This is a genomic window from Nocardioides alkalitolerans, from assembly GCA_038184435.1.
Taxonomy (GTDB): domain Bacteria; phylum Actinomycetota; class Actinomycetes; order Propionibacteriales; family Nocardioidaceae; genus Nocardioides; species Nocardioides alkalitolerans_A.
Window position 1 is genome coordinate 4,148,669 of the sequence record CP116227.1, and the last position, 16,899, is coordinate 4,165,567.

The following is a 16,899-nucleotide window of genomic DNA, read 5'->3' on the forward strand; positions in this document are numbered from 1 at the left end:
CTGTGGCCGTGCCTGAGGACCTGCCGCCGGTCATCGATCTCTCCCGAGCGCCCGGAGCCCGCGCTGCCTGGGGGCGCCCCGCGTGGATGGTGCTGCTCTGGGGGCTGGCGGAGCAGGTCTTCGTCACCAACGCCTTCCAGATCAGCTCGCGTCTGCGGGTGGCGGTGCTGCGCAAGTTCGGTGCCACCATCGGCGAGGGCGTGATCCTGCGTCCGGGCCTCCGCGTGCGCTTCCCGTGGAAGCTGACGATCGGCGATCGCTCGTGGATCGGGGAGGACGTCTGGCTCCACAACCAGGACGAGCTGACGATCGGCCACGACGCGGTCGTCAGCCAGGGCACCTTCATCACGACGGGTTCCCACGCCCATCGACGCGACATGGCGCTCATCACGAGGCCCGTCGTCATCGAGGCCGGGGCCTGGGTGACCGCGCGGTGCGTGGTCACGGGTGGCGTCACGATCGGGCGATCTGCGCTCGTCGGCCCCGGGACCACCGTGCAGTCGGACGTGCCGCCCAACACCATCGTGGGCAGCGGGGCCCCTCAGGTGCTGGGGGAGCGCTTCCCGGCCAAGAGGTCGGCCGCCCAGGAGCGGTAGGCCGCCACAGCCGCTGACTGGCTCAGTGTCTCCAAGGCGAAGATCGGGCCGCGCGCGCCCTTCTTCCGACCTTCGTCGCCCGCGAGGACCCGGACCCCGTCGAGCAACGCCTGGGGGTCTCCGGGCGTCACCACGAGGCCGGCACCGCTGGCCCTGACGTCGTGGGCCGCGGCGCTCTCCGCCTCCGTCGCGGCGACGACGGGTACACCGGTCGCAAAGTACGACGTCAGTTTCGAGGGCGCACACATCTCCTTTAGGCCCGGCCGCTCGTTGAGGCAGAGCACATCAGCCGCCGCCAGCACGTTCGTGAAGTCGTCGTTGCTGACCGGTGCCATGAACTCGACACGGTCCGCCCCCGCCGCCAGCTCGCCCAGCCGCTGCCGCTCGCTGCCGTCTCCCATGAGGATGACGCGCACGTCGTCCGACCGCGAGCTCGCGGCTCGTCCGGCGGCCACCACGTTCTCGAGGCCCTGCTTCGCTCCCATGTTGCCGGCGTGCAGCAGGACGGTCTGGCCGTGCCGCCACCCGAGCCGACGGCGCATCTCCTCCCGCCCGATCGTGGGCGCCGACACGTGAGTCCAGTTGCGGACCACGGTGACGTCGTCGACGGGAATGCCTGACAGCGCACTGACCGCGACGGCCATGCGGTCGTGGATGGTGGCGACCCCGTCCGCCTGTTGGAGGGTCCACGCTTCGAGCTGACGCACCCGGGCGGCCATGCGCCCTCCGAGACCGCCGATGGACTCCACGGCGAGGCTGTAGATGTCCTGCACCTGGATGCCGCACGGTACGCCCCAGCGCTTCGCCATCCGCACGGCGGCCGACGCCGAGAGCAGCGCCGGCGTCACGGCGATGACGAGGTCCGGACGCCGGACGCGCGCGCCGTACGCCCGCGCAGCGAAGCTCAGCTCCGAGACGATCCGCGAGGTACCCGCCGGCTCGGCCGGCACGTAGTGCCGCAGGCGGCTCACGTGCACGTCCGCGTCGCGGACGTCCGCGCGCCACCCTCCGAAGCCGTCATGAACCCGCCACTGCGGGTAGTGCGGGTGTGCCGTGAGCACCTGCACGTCGTGGTCCTCCGCGAGGGCACGGGCGATACCGGCGGTGTACGGCGCGATCCCGGTCGTCTCCGGCGCATAGTTGAGGCCGACGAGGAGTATCCGTTGGCGAGTGCGCGGAGCGGCGGAGCGATTTCTGCGGAGGTTCACGGGAGCAGCACTTCCTGGTAGATCCGCTCGAGCCGGTCGACCACGGATGCGGTGGAGAAGTGCGCGGCGATGTCGGCGCGCGATCGGCGGGAGGCCTCGGTCCACGTGGCCTCGTCACTCGTGACCCGGGTGACGGCGTTCGCCAGCTGTTCCGGCGTACCGTCCGTCACGGCAGCGGTTCCCCGCGCCCGCAGCTCGTCGCTGAGCCCGCAGTCGTCGGTGAGGATGCTGGGGACACCGGCAGCCATGGCTTCGAGGAGCGCCATCGGGAAGACCTCCCGCACGCTGGGGAGCACGTACGCCTGTGCAGACGCGAGGATCGCCGCCACGTCCCGCGGGTCGACGGCACCGTGGCAGGCAATCCGCTCCTCCAGGCCCGACGACGAGATGAGGTCGCGCACCCTGGTGGCCTCACCCTCGTCGGGCCCGTAGAGATCGAACCGTGCCGGCGACCCGGCGGCGATCATGCGGGCGGCCATCTCCACGAAGGCCAGAGGCCGCTTGCGCTCGTGCAGCCGGGCGAGGAACACGATCCGGGGACGGGGCGACCAGGTCGCTGCCGTCGAGGTGACCGGGACCCCGTTGCGGATGCGGGCCACCGTTCCGCCGACGGGTCCCAGATCCTGCAGTGCCGCTTCTTCGTCGGCGGTCAGGCAGAGGTGCGCGGAGGCACGTCGGTAGGCCGGTCGGACGAACGCCGCGTCGAGGAGCCGGGCGCTGGCGCGGGCGTCTGGTCGGACCATCCCGTGGACCTGCAGGACCGTGGGCGTGGAGCGAGGCACGGCCGCCGCGCTGGGCATCTGCACGAAGTCCCGTGCGTAGTGCAGGTGCACGACATCGGCGTCACGGCCGAGGCGCCGCACGTCGGCCCACGCCCCTGGTGCCATGAGCCCGGCGAAGCCCAGGCCCGGCAGCCGAGCTGCGCGGTGTGGCCGCACCCGCACGCCGGGCACGTCTGGGTCGGCCTGTCCGTCCCAGGCCGTCACCAGCTGCACCTCGTGCCCGCGTGCGGCCAGCTCGGCGCACTGTGCACGAGCGACCGCAACGGGCCCGCCGTACGCGCCGTCGGCGCTGACGTACGTGAGGACCTGGAGGATGCGCATCGGTCAGCGGCCTGCTGCCGTCACCCGCGGAGCTCGCCCTGGTGGGCGCGGTACCACTTGACGGTCGACTCGAGGCCCTCGCGGAGACCGACGCGAGCGGTCCAGCCGGCGTCGTTGATGAGGGAGACGTCCATCAGCTTCTGAGGCGTGCCGTCCGGCTTGCTCGTGTCCCAGCGCACCTCGCCCTCGTAGCCCACCACCTCGGCGATGGTCTCGGCGATCTCCCTGATGGTCACGTCGCTGCCGGTGCCGACGTTCACCTGGGAGGGTCCGTCGTAGTTCTCCAGCAGGAAGAGGCAGGCCTCCGCCATGTCGTCCACGTGGAGGAACTCACGACGCGGTGAGCCCGTGCCCCAGTTCTCGACGACGTCCGCGCCGCTGCGGGCGGCCTCGTCGTAGCGGCGGATGAGCGCCGGGAGGACGTGCGAGCCGGTGGGGGAGAAGTTGTCGCCAGGGCCGTAGAGGTTCGTCGGCATCGCCGAGATCCACGGCTTCCCGTACTGGCGCCGGGCAGCCTGCACGGCCAGGATGCCGGCGATCTTGGCGATCGCGTAGGCGTCGTTGGTGGGCTCCAGGGGCCCGGTCAGGAGGTACTCCTCCTTGAGGGGCTGGGGCGCCAGCTTGGGGTAGATGCACGACGAACCGAGGAAGAGGAGCCGGTCGACGCCGTGCTCCAGGGCCGCGTCCATCACGTTGGTCTGGATCTGCAGGTTCACCGAGAGGAACTCGACGGGGTAGGTGCTGTTGGCGAGGATGCCCCCCACCTTCGCCGCGGCGAGCGCGACGTAGATCGGCTTCTCGGTTGCGAAGAAGTCGAAGACCGCCCCGCGGTCGGTCAGGTCGAGCTCGGACGAGGTGCGCCCGACCAGGTTGGTGAAGCCGTTGCCGTCCAGCGTGCGCCAGAGGGCGCCGCCCACGAGCCCCCGGTGGCCGGCGACGTAGAACGGCGCGTCCCGGTCGAGGGGGCGCGGCGCGAACTCGACGCCGTCGCTCACGCGGTGCCCCACGACGGCAGCTTGACGTCGTCGATCCAGCTGCTGCCCGCGTGCTTCAGGGCCTCCATGTCGGCGTCCACCATCAGCTTGGCCAGTTCGCGTCCGTCGACGGTGGGCGTCCAGCCGAGCTTCTCCTTGGCCTTCGAGGGGTCGCCGATCAGCGCGTCCACCTCGGTCGGGCGCAGGTAGCGCTCGTCGAACTTCACGTGCTTCTCCCAGTCCAAGCCGGCCCGCTCGAAGCTGATCTCCAGGAACTCGCGCACCGTGATGCCGAGCCCGGTGGCGAGTACGAAGTCTTCGGGCTCATCGGCCTGCAGCATCCGCCACATCCCCTCGACGTACTCCGCTGCGTAACCCCAGTCACGCACCGAGTCGAGGTTGCCCATGTAGACGTAGTCCTGCTTGCCGGCTGCGATGGCGGCGACGGCGCGCGTGATCTTCCGGGTCACGAAGGTCTCGCCGCGACGGGGGGACTCGTGGTTGAAGAGGATCCCGTTGACCGCGAACATGTCGTAGGCCTCGCGGTAGTTCTTGGTGATCCAGTAGCTGTAGAGCTTCGCGGCGGCGTACGGCGAACGCGGGTAGAACGGCGTGTTCTCGTCCTGTGGAGGCGGCGTCGCGCCGTACAGCTCCGAGGAGGACGCCTGGTAGAACTTCGTGTCCACGCCCGAGAGACGCACGGCCTCGAGCAAACGGATCGAGCCCGTGCCCGTCGTGTCGGCCGTGTGCTCGGGCTCGTCGAAGGAAACGCGGACGTGCGACTGGGCCGCGAGGTTGTAGACCTCGTCCGGGTTGATCTCCGACATGAGCGTCACGAGGCGAGCGCCGTCGCTGAGGTCGCCGTAGTGGAGGAAGAGCTTGGCCTCGGGGTCGTGGGGGTCGACGTAGAGGTGGTCGATGCGCGACGTGTTGAAGGTCGAGGCGCGGCGGATGAGGCCGTGGACTTCGTACCCCTTGGCGAGCAGGAGCTCCGCGAGGTAGGAGCCGTCCTGTCCGGTGATGCCGGTGATGAGGGCGCGCTTCATTCGATCTCCTGATGCCTAACGCGGACTTGGCGTGACCCTCTCACAAAGTGCGCGCCTCAGAACGGGTGTTCCGTGAACCCCGGCGGTGAGGGCCGTCTCACCTGTCGCGCGGGCCTGGGGGATGGATACGCTCCCGCCGTCCCGGCAACGCGGGACGCCCGCCCAGGCAGAAGGGGGCCCCGTGCCCGAGGTGTCCGTCATCGTTCCCGTCAAGAACGCCGTGGCGCACCTCGCCAGCCTGCGCGAGCAGTGTGAGGGTCTGACCGGTGCGAGCGACTTGGAGGTCGTCGTGGTGGACGACGGCTCGGACGACGGTAGCTCCGAGGTCCTTCGTTCCTGGGCCGACGACAGCGCGCTCGACCTCCGCGTCATCCAGGGGAGCGGTCGCGGCGTCGCCGCCGCTCGCAACCTGGCGGTGGACGAGGCGCGCGGTGAGTACGTCTGGTTCACCGATGCCGACGACCAGTGGTCCCCGGACATCGTGTCGATCCTCCTGGCTGCGGCGCGGCGCACGGACGCGGACCTGGTGGTCGCCAACGCGCGCAAGGTCGGCGTGGATGGCGAGTACCTGGGAGAGATCTCCGACGCCCCCGAGACCGCGACCGCCACGGGCGCCGACGCCATGGATCGGCTCCTCGTCGGCACCCTCCAGGGGCACTTGTGGAACAAGTTGGTGCGCCACAGTGTGCTGGGCGCCGCTCCCTTTCCCCCCACCCGCGCTCACTCCGACCTCGGCGGGTTGCTCGGCGTGCTGTCCCGCTGCACCACCGTCGCCTTCGAGGCGCGGGAGGTCTACACCTACGTCATCCGCCCCGGCTCGATCCTGAACAGCCGGGGCTACCGCTGGCGCGACCTGCCCGACTGCCTGGACCTCGCGCGTCAGGCGGGGCGCGGGCGGGTGGCCGAGGCATCCCTCGAGGTGTTCGCGACGAACCAGGTCGCGCTGCCCCTGTTCCACGAGAGCGTGCGCCGCCAGGCCGTGCTGGACGGCTCCGACGTGCGGGCGATGCGCGCGTACGCTCGCTCGCTCATCACCGGCCGGTCGACTCTCCGCGCGCTCCGCGGGGGGCATCGCGGCGCGGCCGCCCGCGCTGTCGGGGTGAAGGTGGCGTCGGCGCCGTACGCGGCGCTCTACCGCCGTTACCGCGTACGGCGCTACGCCGCGCTCGACGCCGCGGCCAGCGAGCGCAGCACCCGACGTCGCGAGTCGTCCACGTAGGCGTTCAACCGGGCTTCTGCTGCGTCCACGAGACCCACGATCTCCGGACCGCGATCGGCGGCGGACTCGAGGAAGGACACGATGTCCGCCGTGGGCACGCCCGCGACGTCGAACGAGATGTCGTGGATGCCCGCCGTCGCGAAGTGGGTGCGGCACTTCGACTTGGGGCTGGGCACGACCTCGGTCGGGATGGCCCCGCACTTGGCAGCGATGAGGAGCACGTGGAGCCGGTCGCTGATGACGATCTTGCACTCCGTGTAGAGGTCGCGCAGCCGACGCTCGTGCTCGAGGTCGGAGGCGTCCGTCCACTCCATGTGGTCGACGGTCGCGCCGAGGCTGCGGAACCGGTCGGCCAGTTCGGCCGATCGCTGGCGGTCCTCGTCCACCTGGGTGGAGAGTGTGATGAGCAGGCCCGAGGTTCGCGAGAACTCGGCGACGGCCTCGAACCAGGCGTCGGGCGGGAGTGCCCGGGCCCCCCGCAGCGAGATCGCGAGGCGGTGCGGCTCGTCCGCCTGCTCGCGCCGCGGCTCACCGAAGGCCGTGTCGGGCGTCAGGTCGCCGCACCGCATGGTGCGGTGCGAGTCGGCGTCGCGCCACATGACGGTCTGCGAGAGCAGGCAGCCCATGCGGTGCAACCACGCCGTAGGACGGTCGACGTGGGCCACCGCTCGTGGTGGGCGCACGACCGCTGCTCCCCGCACGCGCAGCACGATGCCGATGAACAAGAAGATCAGCTCCGACTTCAGGTGCTCCCGGCCGAGCGGCACCTCACCCGGGTCGAAGACGAGCACGCGGCGACCGCGACCGAAGAGCAGCTTCTTCAGCCATGCGCGGCGCTCGCCCGCGCCGTACGTGACGTCCGCCGGCGGCAGCTCCAGCTGCTCGACCCAGCCCGGCGTGGTGCGGCCGACGTACACATGACGGGTGGTGCCGGTCTCGAACCAGCGCAGCACACGTCGCCGGATGACAGCGTCGCCCAGGTTGCCGCTAACGCCGGTCGAGACGATGAAGAGCTCAGGCGGGTTGCCCATCAGGACGAGGCCTTTCGGTTGGAACGCGCGGTGCGGAGCTTGGACAGGAGGCGCCACGTCTCACGCCGGAGCTTGTTGCGGAGACGGGTGCGGAAGGGCATCGAGGTGCGCGACTGGTAACGCTCGATGAGGGGTCGCATGCGGTCGAGGTAGACGCCGAGGTCTCCAGCGCGCCTGGCGCTCTCAAAGGCCACGTGGCTCTCGCGAGTGATCTCGCGACGATCACGGATGAGGGCGACCCGGTCGTCGGGGAGGTGCGTGGTGTCGGGCTGCACCCGCTTGCGTGGCGTCCAGCGACCCGCTGCCTGGTCGTCGGCGAGGCGGACCGCCAGCCCGTCACGCCGGTGGCGGAAGTTGCCGCCCTGCGTCTCGGCGACCTTGTCCACCGTCAGGTCGTCGAGCTCGATCGCGCCCGTCGAACGGGCCTCCGTGAGGATCGAGTCCAGGTAGCGGTCGCGCGTCAGGACCACGTTCGTGCCGCGCCAGTCGATCTCGTACTTCGACAGCCACGCGTCGCCGAACACGACATCGGCCGACTCGGCGAAGATGTCGTCGCAGAAGTCGCAGGCACCGAGCTGGAACACCGCGTGGCCCCAGCTCCCGCCGACGAGGGAAAGGGTCTTGCGCTCCGCGCGGTTTCCGTCGGAGTCGACCGCGGCGAACCCGTACTCGCGGGACGTGCGCTCGGGATCCTTGACGCGGAAGTCCACCTTCTCCAGCGCGTTCGGTGCGATGCCCAGCTGCCAGGCGAACGACTCCGCGTAGGCGATCGACTTGAGGTGTCCGCACACGATTCCCACGACGAAGCGCAGCTGCTCCTGCAGCACCGCGTCCTGCGCCATCAGGTGCCGCACGGCCGTGACCACGCAGGGGATCCCGACGAACGCATAGCGGCGCCCGTCGCCGCGCACCTCGCGGAGGACCTCGTTCATGCTCACCGGGTAGTACTGGCTCTTGCGGCGAGCCATGAGCTGGTCGACGTCGTTCGAGACCACGTAGGCAAAGATCGGGTCCCCGCTTCCGCCCGTCGCGCCGGTCTCGCCGACGTGGATGATCCCGTCGACGTCGCCGCGCTCGAGGAGGCTCCGCAGGAGGTACGACGTGAGGCCACCGGAGCTGCTGTCAGGAACGAGGGCAGCATCGGGATTCCGTCCGGCGTAGCCGGCGAGGTAGCGCCCTGTGCGCGGGTCCTCGGGCAGGTCCGGGTAGTGGCGGGCGCCGATCGCGGTCTCGTCGACCGTCTCGTCCGCGAAGGGGCACACGCTCGACGCGATGGCGCTGTCGGCAAGGGAGACGTCGGCGTCGGCTTGGTAGGTCCGGGTCGGGCCCAGCTGCACGGACACCGAGCCGCCCGTGGCGACCTCGCAGGCGCCGCAGCCGACGCAGCAGCCGGAGTCGACGACCTGCCGGAAGGTTGGCTCAGTCACGAGTTCCACCGATCTCTGGTTCTGGACTGACTGCGGTCCGCACTCGCGTCGACAACTCAAGGAGATCCCCACGCGCTCGGCCGGCCGCGGTGAGCGCTTCCTTGCGTCGGACGTCGTCGAACACCTCGGACAGGAGGGTAGGGCCAGTGCGACTCACCTGGGGAAGAGGGAGGAGCCGATCGAGGCACTTGACGACCTTGTCCTTGCCGGGGTCGCCGACGACCGCGACAGGTGCTGCTCCGCACTGGAGACCGAAGATGGCGGCGTGGAGGCGGTCGGTGACGACCCACGCGGCACGTGACAGGGCGGCGCGGACGCGCTCGAGCTGCACGTCGTGGTCGTTGCTTCCCCAGAGGATCGCGTCGGCGCCGGTCTGCTCGGCGAGTCGCGCATGCAGCTCGTCGTCCCGCATCACCTGGGTCACGAAGACGGGTGTAAACCCGGCTGCCCTGATCTGCTCGGCCAACGTCGCGGCAAGCTCGCCCGAGACCGCCTTGTCGCCCCGGAGCGAGATCACGACGTCCTCGCGAGGCCCGTCGTCCGGGGGGCGTCGGTCCACGGCCAGGGCGAGGTCGGGCATCAGCTCGAGGGCGGGTTCGCCGAACGCCAACGCGCTGCTGGCGTCGCGTACGACGAAGATGCGGGTCCGTCGCGCGACGAGACGCTCCGGCAGAGGAGCGGTGCGTCCGCCCGTGTGAACGGCCCGCCCGAGCGCGAGAACTGCTCCGCCGCGGGCGCGCACCAGGAGCACCAGTGCGAGCAGCAGCCAGGACTTGGCCACGGATGCCCCCCGGGGCACGACGTACGGTCCCGGCGAGAGCACGAAGTTGACCGGACGCCGCGCCGCGTTGCGGAGCAGCGCAGTCGCGAACGTGAGCCGACGTCGGTGGGTCAGTACACCGGCGGGCAGTTCGAGGCACCGGAGGTAGCCGCCCGGCATCCCGCCGGTGTAGACGTGCAGGTCCGTTCCAGGCGCATCCAGCATGGCTACCGCGACCGCTCGCAGCTCTGCGTCGCCGAGGTTGTCCGCCTGTGCGGCGACGCTGGCGAAGGTGGCCGTTCGGCTTGTCATGGAAGGGTCCTCAGGGTGCGACGGGCGCGGAGCCCGAGGGCTGCCACTTGGATCACGTACGACATCGAGAGCATGAGGGCTGCCCCGGCGGCGCCCAGGAACGGGGCAGCCGCCGCCACCCCGGCGATGCAGAACACGGTGCTGGCCGTCGAGGACGAGGCCACGCCGCGGGCGTCCCCGACGCCCTGGAGGACGCTGCCGACGAGGGAGGCGGCGGCCGCGAAGGGGAGGCCGAGCACAACGATGACCATCACCGGGATGGCCTCGTCGTAGGCGGCTCCAAGCAGGGGGACGACGACGAAGGGCACGGTGGCGGCGATGACGAGGTAGAGCACGCTCGCGGCCAACGAGGCCAGTCCGGCGATGCGGAGGGAACGCCGTGCCCCGGCGCGGGTCGCCTGCGATCGCGCCGCGTGGGGGATCAGGATGCTCGCGAGCGACGTGGGCAGGATCCGGAGCGGGGTCGTGATGCGGCTGCCGCTTGCGTAGAGGCCGGACTGGTGAGCACCGGCGAGCCCGGCGACCAGGGCCGCGTCGACGTTGCGCGCCTGCGTGGCGACGGAGTTCACCCAGTAGGGACGGGCCGCGCGGAGCACCTCAAGGGTGCTGACGGTCGCCTCGCCCAGGGCACGGTCGCGCGTCGCCCATCGAGCAGCGGCGTTGGCCACGAAGGCGGCGATGGCGGAGGCCATCGAGAAAGCGAGGACCGGTGAGTCGGTGAATGGTGCCCACGCGGCGAAGATCGCGATGGACAGGGCTCGCCGCCCGACGATGTTCTGCACGTTGACCTTCGCGTCACCGTCCGCGAAGGCGAGGGACAACCGCACGTCGGCGTTGCGCTCGAGAGCGGCCCAGAGCGCGAGCGGCAGCATCTGGAAGTACACGGGGTCCAGCAGCCAACCGGCGACGAGCAGGCCGGCCGCTAGCAGGCCGAGGATGCCGGCCGCCGTCTGCGTCGTCAGCCGGAGTGCCGACGAGACGAGCGGCGAGCCCGGTTCGCGCGCCCGTTCGCGGGTGACGAGCGTGGAGAGGCCGAGGTCGACGCCGACCTGTGCGAGGGTCACCAGTCCGAGGAACGCCCCGACGTGCCCGAAGTCGGACGGCCCGAGCTGGCGCGCCAGGAGCACGAAGAGCGCCGCTTGCAGCACCGCCGAGAGGGCCCGGCCGCCCGCCACCCAGATGAACTGGGTGCGGAGCCGTGGGGGCCGTCGACGCGCCCCGTCCGGCATCACGCCCTTGCCGTCATCGGTCGAGAGCACGGTCGATACCTCGGGCGAAACGCTGTGCCGCCGCCTCGACGGAGATGTCTCGCACCGCGGCGCGCGCTGCCTCTCGAACGGTCTCCTGGCGGCGTCCGTCGCCCAGGTAGTCGGAGACCAACGACGCGTAGGCCTGCGGCTCGGCGTCCGACCAGAGCGAGGTGCTCTCGTCGAGGTACTCCACCTCCGGGGCATGGAAGTCGTGACGGGTGGTGGCGATCGGCACGCCCATCGCCAGGGCGTCCGCGGCCACCAGCCCTACGCGGCCCGGCATGAGGACGACATCGACGAGGTGGGAGATCGCTCCGAGGTCGTCGGGCGAGAGACGCGGCAGGAGCCGACACCACCGGCTGCGCTGCTCGACCTGCGCCGCGACGTACGAACGCTCGGGTCCGTCCCCGGCCACCCACAACCGGAACCCAGGATCCCCGGCGTGGATCAGGTCCGCCGACTCGAAGAGGAAGGGGAGACGCTTCGATACGTCGTAGGCGCCGACGAAGAGCCCGACCCTCTCGCCGTCCGCTGGCCAGGTGACGACCGACCGACGAGCACTCTCCGGGGACGACGACCCTCGGGCGTCGACGACGGCCTTGGTGTCGGTGCTGTTGCGGACGACAGACAGCTTGTCGGGGTCGACTCCGCTCTGCTCGAGGTGGGCAGCGCCGGCCGCGGTGTAGACGAAGACATGCCGCGAGCGCTTGATCAGCCATCCCTCGAGAGCCGCATCAACCGGGTTGTTGGCGGCAGTGAAGTTGCGCCCGTGTCCCCAGAGCGCGAGCCGGACCCGACGGTCCGCAGCGAGTGCATAGGTCTCCACGTTGCCGCTGGCGAGGCCCGCGACGACCAAGGCCGCCTTACGCGCATCTCGCACCACCGGGCGGTAGGTCACGTTCCGTCCGCGCACGGACAACCGCCGTTGCTTGATCGGCACGGACCAGGGGCCGCTGGTGGCGTTCCCCCGCGCCGCGACGCGGCCCCGGGGCTGGTCGTGCCAGACCTCGAGGGTGAGTCCGCGCTGGCGCATCTCATCGGCCAACGCGTCGAAGAGCGGTGCGCGGTACGTCGGGACGAACGGCTGGACGATGGCGACGGTGCTGGACGCTCGTCCATCGGGGGCCATGGGCCGAAGCGTAGGCGACGTCCAACCTGGCGGTTGTCGCTTCCGGGCATCTCTCGGTCGTGGCCTGCGTCTCGTCCAGGAGGGTGCCCCGGAAGTGGGTCCACTGTCGGCACTCGTGGCCTGTCGGAAGGGCGGGCAGGCGACGGAGGTGCGCGGATCGTGACACCGATGCTGTCACAATCGGCGCATGAGCAAGGGGCGGGCACTCGTGACGGGCGCGGGCGGTCAGGACGGCCACTACCTCGTGCGGTGGCTGCTGGCCAGGGGATACGAGGTCCACGGCTTGGTGCGCGGCGTGGGGGGTGCTGCGACGCGCAGCGACGCCGACGCCGCCCTTCCCGGCCTGCACCACGTGCCCGGTGACCTCACCGACCTCCCCAGCCTCGTGCGCGCACTGCGCGCCGCTCAGCCCGACGAGGTCTACAACCTCGCGTCCATGTCGCACGTCTCCAACTCCTGGGCGACGGCCCAGCTGACGACGGACGTCAACGCCAAGGGCGTCGTCAACATCCTCGAGGCGATCCGTCTCTACGAGGGCGACGACGTCGGCAAGGTCCGCTTCTTCCAGGCGTCGAGCTCGGAGATGTTCGGCAAGGTCCAGGAGGTGCCGCAGCGCGAGACGACGCTGCCGTGGCCGCGCTCGCCGTACGGCGTCGCGAAGACCTTCGGGCACCACGTGACGGTCAACTACCGGGAGTCGTACGGCATGCACGCGTCGTCGGGCATCCTCTTCAACCACGAGTCCCCGCGGCGTCCCCTGGATTTCGTCACCCGGAAGATCTCTCGGGCGGTTGCACGCATCAGCCTCGGCCTCCAGGACGAGCTCGTGCTCGGCAACCTCGACATCGAGCGTGACTGGGGCTTCGCCGGCGACTACGTCGAGGCGATGTGGCTGATGCTCCAGCAGGACGAGCCCGACGACTACGTGATCGCCACGGGGGAGACGCACTCGCTCCGGGAGCTCCTGGACACGGCCTTCCGGGTCGTCGGCATCGACGACTGGAGCCGTTATGTGCGACAGGACCCGGCGTTCATGCGTCCCGCCGATGCCGGGCTCACCGTCGGTGACGCGAGCAAGGCCCGCGAGGTGCTGGGCTGGAAGCCACGCGTGACGTTCGCTGAACTCGTCGCGATGATGGTCGAGCACGACCTGGCCGAGAACCGGCCCTGAGACCACGAACGCCCACCCCCGTGGCGGGGGTGGGCGTTCGGCGTGGGCGGCGCTCAGAGCTGCTTGTGCTGCCCCACCTCTCCCTGGTTCGCGAGCAGGTCGCGGATCTCGGTGAGCAGCGCGATGTCCTCCGGCGTGCCGGGCTCCTCCTTGGGGTCCGGGAAGAAGCGCTCCTTGGCCCGCGTGTACGGCATCACGATCGCGAAGTAGACCACCGCCGCGAGGATGACGAAGGCAATGAGGGCCGTCAGCCAGGGGCCGACGGAGACACCGCCCGGGTTGTAGGTCGAGAAGTCCGGCTGCCCGCCCACCTTGCCGACGATGTCCATGATGAGCGCGACCGTGGCCGTCACCACCGTCGCGAAAGCGCCGCCCATGATGAACGCGACGGCGAGCTCGATGAGGTTGCCGCGCAGCAGGAAGTTCTTGAATCCGGTCATCGCCAGCTCCTTGTCCCGAGGCCCCGGTGCCGGGGCGGTCGGCCCACGACCCTAGTTCGTGAACGCGATGGTGAGGAAGTGCTGGACGGCGGCCCCGGCGAGCGTCACAGCCGTCTCGCGCGGCGCCGCCACCACGACCAATCGACCCCCGAGGCCGGCGGCGCCGACGTCACCGTCACCGGGTGGGAGCGCGACCACGCGGACGTCGCGGGCCGCGGTGCGCGTCGTACCGCTCTCCGCGTCCGTCGCCAGCACGTCCACGACGTCGCCGACACCGAGGAGCGAAGCGACGCCGGCGTCGGGCAGGCGGATCGGCACCGTGACCTCGCCCTCCGCCGGCGCGAGCGCACTGGCGCCCACGATGCGGCGGGTGGTGAGGGGCTCGCGTGCGTCGACGGGGGCGGCGACGACCGTTCCCACGAGCTCGTCGACGCCGAGCCGGCCCGGGGGAGCGGCCTCCGGCGGCACGGCGACCGTCACGAGGTCGGACGCCTCCAGGACCGTTCCGGCCGGCAGGGCCGACGCGGCAACGACCACCGACGTGCTCGGCGGGGGAGCGGGCCGCAGCGCCGCCACGGTCGCGGCGACGGCGACGAGGGCGCACGCCGCGGCCAGCCACCGACGGCGACGGACGAGCGCATGACGCGCGGCGCGCACCCGTTGGGCGGCCGAGGGCCGCGACGCGGCAGAGGGATCCGAGACCATGCGACGACGCTAGGCGGAGAGCGCGATGTGCGCGGTGCCTCATCCACAGGTCGTGGCCGGCCGCGGCGGGTTCCCTAGGATCGGGGGATGACCTGGGTACGCCGCTGCTGCGCTGTCGCGCTGCTCGTCGGCGCCACGGCCTGGGTGGCCTTCGCCGTCACGGCGGCGCACTCGGCCGAGACCAAGATCCTGCTGGAGGTGGGCGGCGGTCACGGTGTCGTCGCCAGCGACCTGCCCCGCGCCCTCGTCTGGCTGCTCGTCGCGGGGCTCAGCGTGCGCGCGCTGCGCTGATCAGCTCGTGCCGAGTTGGCGCCAGCAAAAGTGAAAAAGATTGGCACTCGTGCATGACCATCTAAATATGTTCTCCTGGATGCGGTGCCGCTCGTCATCGGGTGTCGAGTGGGCCACTCGAGATGGGGGAGCGATGAAGACTGCAGGTGGTCGTCGTCGGAGGGCGCTCGTTGCGAGCGCCCTCGTGGTGGGAGTCGCATCGACGCTGGCGGTGCCGACCCTGGCGGCAGCCGAGGAAGGATCGGTCGAACCGCCCGTGGGTGCTGCGGCCCGTGGTGTGCCGCAAGCCGTGGTCGAGCTGGGCGTGCTGGAGGAGGCCGTGCCGCTCGACAGCTCGCCGGTCGGGTCGCTCGACATCGCGGGCGGCGAGGTCTCGCTCGACCTCGGCGAGGGTGCCCCGGTGTCGGTGCAGCTGCCCACCGCTGGTCGGCTCGATGCGGCAACGCAGGTGCGAGGCGACGCGGGGGAGGGGTTCGGTGTCGCAGTCGTGCCCACCGCGGAGGGAGTGCAGCTCGTCGTGGCGATCGACGCGGCGTCGAGTCCTGAATCCTTCGACTTCGAGCTCGACCTGCCCGAAGGCTTCGCCCCCGAGGTGACGTCGGACGGGGCGGTCGCGCTCCGTGACGCCGACGGTGCCGAGGTGGGATACGTCGAGCAGCCGTGGGCCTTCGACGCCACCGGTGCGCCGGTGGAGACCCGGTTCGTCGTCCAGGGCGACACGCTGACGCAGGTCGTGGAGCACGCGGAGGCCGACGTCACGTACCCGATCACCGCTGTTCCCACGATCAAGGGCTGCAACTGGCAGACGGCGACGTGTGTGACCTTCTCCAAGAGCGAGACCCGGAGGATCGCCGACCAGTCCACCAATGCGGCGGGTGTCGGTGCCCTCTGCGGACTTCTGCCGCACGCCCTCATCCGGGTGGGATGCGGTGTCGCGTTCGTGCCCATCTGGAACTCCGTGAAGGGCACCTTTAAGAAGGCGAAGCGGGAAGGCAAGTGCGTCGAGGTGAAGCTCAACCGCATCCCGCCGGCCTACAACACGCCGATCGGGTGGAAGGTGGTCGGATGTTGACCCGAGCCCTGGCGGAAGACGTGCTGACCGTCGTGGCGGCGGCCGTCGTCACGGCAGTGATCGCCGCGCTCTTCTTCAACACGGCCGACTACTGGCGCTTCGCCGCCGCGAGCGTCGCTGCCTTTGCGGCCGGGGTGCTGCTGCGGCGCCTGTACCTCGTCGCCCAGAGCCGCCGGTCGTCGTCCGGCGGGGGCGGAGCCAGTTGAGGCGCGTCGCGCCCGCGTCCGTCCCTCAGGTGGACGCGGGCGTCGACGTGCTGCTGGAGGTGCTGCTCGACGAGCTCGACGTCTCGGACTTCGTGGACGTGCTCGACGACGAGCTGTCGCTGCTGGAGCTGCCCGAGCTGCCCGACGAGCTCGAGCTCGACGACGTACCGGCGCTCGAGGACGTGTCGGTGCCACGGCTGTCGTTGCGGTAGAAGCCCGAGCCCTTGAACACCACGCCGACCGCGTTGAAGAGCTTGCGCAGCTTGCCGTGGCACACGGGGCACTCGGTGAGCGCGTCGTCCGAGAACTTCTGGACCTGCTCGAAGGCGTGACCGCACTCGGTGCAGGCGTACTGGTAGGTGGGCACGTGAGACCTCCGGAGAACGTGACGTCGAGCGAGAGATTGGCACTCTCGAGCCTCGACTGCCAAGTCTAGGCGCTCGCCGGAGGCGGCGGTCACCAGTCCAGGAGGTCGGCGTCCGCTAGCTCGCTGAACGCCGTGCAGCCGCACGCCTCGGTGCATCCGTGGGGTGCGCGCGCCTCGTGGAGGAAGGCGAGGTGGTCGCAGGAGCAGCGCTGCTCGTGCGGCAGGTTGACGGCCATGCGGGTGACTATGGCCACTCCGCGCGCGTTTCTAACCTGCTGGAGGGAAGTCCGCGCGGATCTTGCGCAACCTCTCAGGACTTGTTCAGGACCTGCGGAAACCCACGACGCGGTGGGGCATGCAGGCCAGCACAAGAGCGGCGATCCAGCCCAGCGCGGTCCAGCCCAGCAGCAGGTTGATCCAGAAGACGCCCCAGGCGTTCTGCTTGCCGCGGAGCGCGGCGATCATCCACGGCAGCATGTAGCCGAGGGTCAGCACCGCCACGACGATGCTGACGATCGAGCTGGCCGGGCGGCCCTTCTTGTCGGTGACGACGGCGTCCATGCCGTTCATCCTCCCCGACGGGTGGTGGCGG

General features: G+C 70.6%; 20 protein-coding genes and 1 pseudogene. 7 read left to right on the forward strand and 14 right to left on the reverse strand.

The genetic code is table 11. From position 1 onward, the window contains the following. Positions 1-8: 8 nt before the first annotated feature. On the forward strand, positions 9-596 hold the full coding sequence (locus tag PIR53_19735; protein ID WZH52232.1) for a hypothetical protein: 588 nt from the start codon (positions 9-11) through the stop codon (positions 594-596). On the opposite strand, the gene PIR53_19740 is transcribed toward PIR53_19735, so the two are convergent. Genes PIR53_19740 through gmd form a run of 4 tightly spaced genes read right to left on the reverse strand, consistent with a single transcriptional unit; the run spans position 542 to position 4,927 of the window. Beyond that, complete coding sequence (locus PIR53_19740; GenBank protein ID WZH52233.1) at positions 542-1,804, reverse strand: glycosyltransferase; 1,263 nt, start codon at positions 1,802-1,804, stop codon at positions 542-544. The genes PIR53_19735 and PIR53_19740 overlap by 55 nt on opposite strands. After that, positions 1,801-2,907 carry a glycosyltransferase gene (locus tag PIR53_19745; GenBank protein WZH52234.1) on the reverse strand — a complete coding sequence of 369 codons (1,107 nt, stop codon included), beginning with the start codon at positions 2,905-2,907 and terminating at the stop codon, positions 1,801-1,803. The genes PIR53_19740 and PIR53_19745 overlap by 4 nt, the downstream gene beginning before the upstream one ends. Positions 2,908-2,927: 20 nt before the next feature. Further along, complete coding sequence (locus tag PIR53_19750; GenBank protein WZH52235.1) at positions 2,928-3,902, reverse strand: GDP-L-fucose synthase; 975 nt, start codon at positions 3,900-3,902, stop codon at positions 2,928-2,930. Continuing rightward, a complete protein-coding gene (gene gmd, locus PIR53_19755) occupies positions 3,899-4,927 on the reverse strand; it encodes a GDP-mannose 4,6-dehydratase (GenBank protein ID WZH52236.1) in 1,029 nt (342 codons plus the stop codon). Before gmd ends, PIR53_19750 begins: the two co-directional genes overlap by 4 nt. Positions 4,928-5,108: 181 nt before the next feature. Here gmd and PIR53_19760 point away from each other — a divergent pair, with 181 nt between their 5' ends. After that, entirely contained in the window at positions 5,109-6,146 is a 1,038-nt protein-coding gene (locus tag PIR53_19760) for a glycosyltransferase (protein ID WZH52237.1), read from the forward strand. On the opposite strand, the gene PIR53_19765 is transcribed toward PIR53_19760, so the two are convergent. The 5 genes from PIR53_19765 to PIR53_19785 are packed head-to-tail and all read right to left on the reverse strand — an operon-like array spanning position 6,083 to position 12,055. Beyond that, positions 6,083-7,177, reverse strand: coding sequence for a hypothetical protein (locus tag PIR53_19765; GenBank protein ID WZH52238.1), 1,095 nt, complete (start codon positions 7,175-7,177; stop codon positions 6,083-6,085). The two genes, PIR53_19760 and PIR53_19765, sit on opposite strands and share 64 nt — an antisense overlap. Then, positions 7,177-8,604 (reverse strand): Coenzyme F420 hydrogenase/dehydrogenase, beta subunit C-terminal domain, encoded by a 1,428-nt coding sequence (locus PIR53_19770; GenBank protein ID WZH52239.1) that lies wholly within the window; start codon positions 8,602-8,604, stop codon positions 7,177-7,179. Before PIR53_19770 ends, PIR53_19765 begins: the two co-directional genes overlap by 1 nt. After that, positions 8,597-9,676 (reverse strand): hypothetical protein, encoded by a 1,080-nt coding sequence (locus PIR53_19775; GenBank protein WZH52240.1) that lies wholly within the window; start codon positions 9,674-9,676, stop codon positions 8,597-8,599. The genes PIR53_19770 and PIR53_19775 overlap by 8 nt, the downstream gene beginning before the upstream one ends. Beyond that, complete coding sequence (locus tag PIR53_19780) at positions 9,673-10,935, reverse strand: lipopolysaccharide biosynthesis protein (protein WZH52241.1); 1,263 nt, start codon at positions 10,933-10,935, stop codon at positions 9,673-9,675. The genes PIR53_19775 and PIR53_19780 overlap by 4 nt, the downstream gene beginning before the upstream one ends. Then, entirely contained in the window at positions 10,919-12,055 is a 1,137-nt protein-coding gene (locus PIR53_19785; protein WZH52242.1) for a glycosyltransferase family 4 protein, read from the reverse strand. The genes PIR53_19780 and PIR53_19785 overlap by 17 nt, the downstream gene beginning before the upstream one ends. 187 nt (positions 12,056-12,242) lie before the next feature. Between PIR53_19785 and PIR53_19790 the strand changes: the two genes are divergently transcribed. Beyond that, positions 12,243-13,226, forward strand: coding sequence for a GDP-mannose 4,6-dehydratase (locus PIR53_19790; protein ID WZH52243.1), 984 nt, complete (start codon positions 12,243-12,245; stop codon positions 13,224-13,226). Between the two features lie 53 nt (positions 13,227-13,279). On the opposite strand, the gene PIR53_19795 is transcribed toward PIR53_19790, so the two are convergent. Further along, positions 13,280-13,666, reverse strand: coding sequence for an MscL family protein (locus tag PIR53_19795; protein WZH52244.1), 387 nt, complete (start codon positions 13,664-13,666; stop codon positions 13,280-13,282). 51 nt (positions 13,667-13,717) lie between these two features. Beyond that, the gene (locus tag PIR53_19800; protein WZH52245.1) at positions 13,718-14,371 is read right to left on the reverse strand and encodes an SAF domain-containing protein; all 654 of its coding nucleotides are present in this window, start codon (positions 14,369-14,371) and stop codon (positions 13,718-13,720) included. A gap of 87 nt (positions 14,372-14,458) precedes the next feature. On the opposite strand from PIR53_19800, the gene PIR53_19805 reads away from it, so the two are divergent. The 4 genes from PIR53_19805 to PIR53_19820 all read left to right on the forward strand — a co-directional run bounded on the left by PIR53_19805 (position 14,459) and on the right by PIR53_19820 (position 16,152). Continuing rightward, entirely contained in the window at positions 14,459-14,662 is a 204-nt protein-coding gene (locus tag PIR53_19805; protein ID WZH52246.1) for a hypothetical protein, read from the forward strand. 133 nt (positions 14,663-14,795) lie between these two features. Beyond that, positions 14,796-15,734 (forward strand): hypothetical protein, encoded by a 939-nt coding sequence (locus PIR53_19810; protein ID WZH52247.1) that lies wholly within the window; start codon positions 14,796-14,798, stop codon positions 15,732-15,734. After that, complete coding sequence (locus PIR53_19815) at positions 15,728-15,940, forward strand: hypothetical protein (protein WZH52248.1); 213 nt, start codon at positions 15,728-15,730, stop codon at positions 15,938-15,940. Before PIR53_19810 ends, PIR53_19815 begins: the two co-directional genes overlap by 7 nt. Positions 15,941-15,969: 29 nt before the next feature. Continuing rightward, positions 15,970-16,152, forward strand: a complete 183-nt coding sequence (locus PIR53_19820) for a hypothetical protein (protein ID WZH54487.1) — start codon at positions 15,970-15,972, stop codon at positions 16,150-16,152. A 14-nt stretch (positions 16,153-16,166) separates the two neighbouring features. Here the strand turns inward: PIR53_19820 and PIR53_19825 are convergent. From PIR53_19825 to PIR53_19835, 3 genes and pseudogenes are all read right to left on the reverse strand, one after another. Then, positions 16,167-16,463, reverse strand: a pseudogene (locus PIR53_19825) (zinc ribbon domain-containing protein). Next, complete coding sequence (locus PIR53_19830; protein WZH52249.1) at positions 16,397-16,543, reverse strand: hypothetical protein; 147 nt, start codon at positions 16,541-16,543, stop codon at positions 16,397-16,399. Before PIR53_19830 ends, PIR53_19825 begins: the two are co-directional and overlap by 67 nt. An 85-nt stretch (positions 16,544-16,628) precedes the next feature. Beyond that, the gene (locus PIR53_19835; protein ID WZH52250.1) at positions 16,629-16,868 is read right to left on the reverse strand and encodes a superinfection immunity protein; all 240 of its coding nucleotides are present in this window, start codon (positions 16,866-16,868) and stop codon (positions 16,629-16,631) included. Positions 16,869-16,899: the final 31 nt, after the last annotated feature.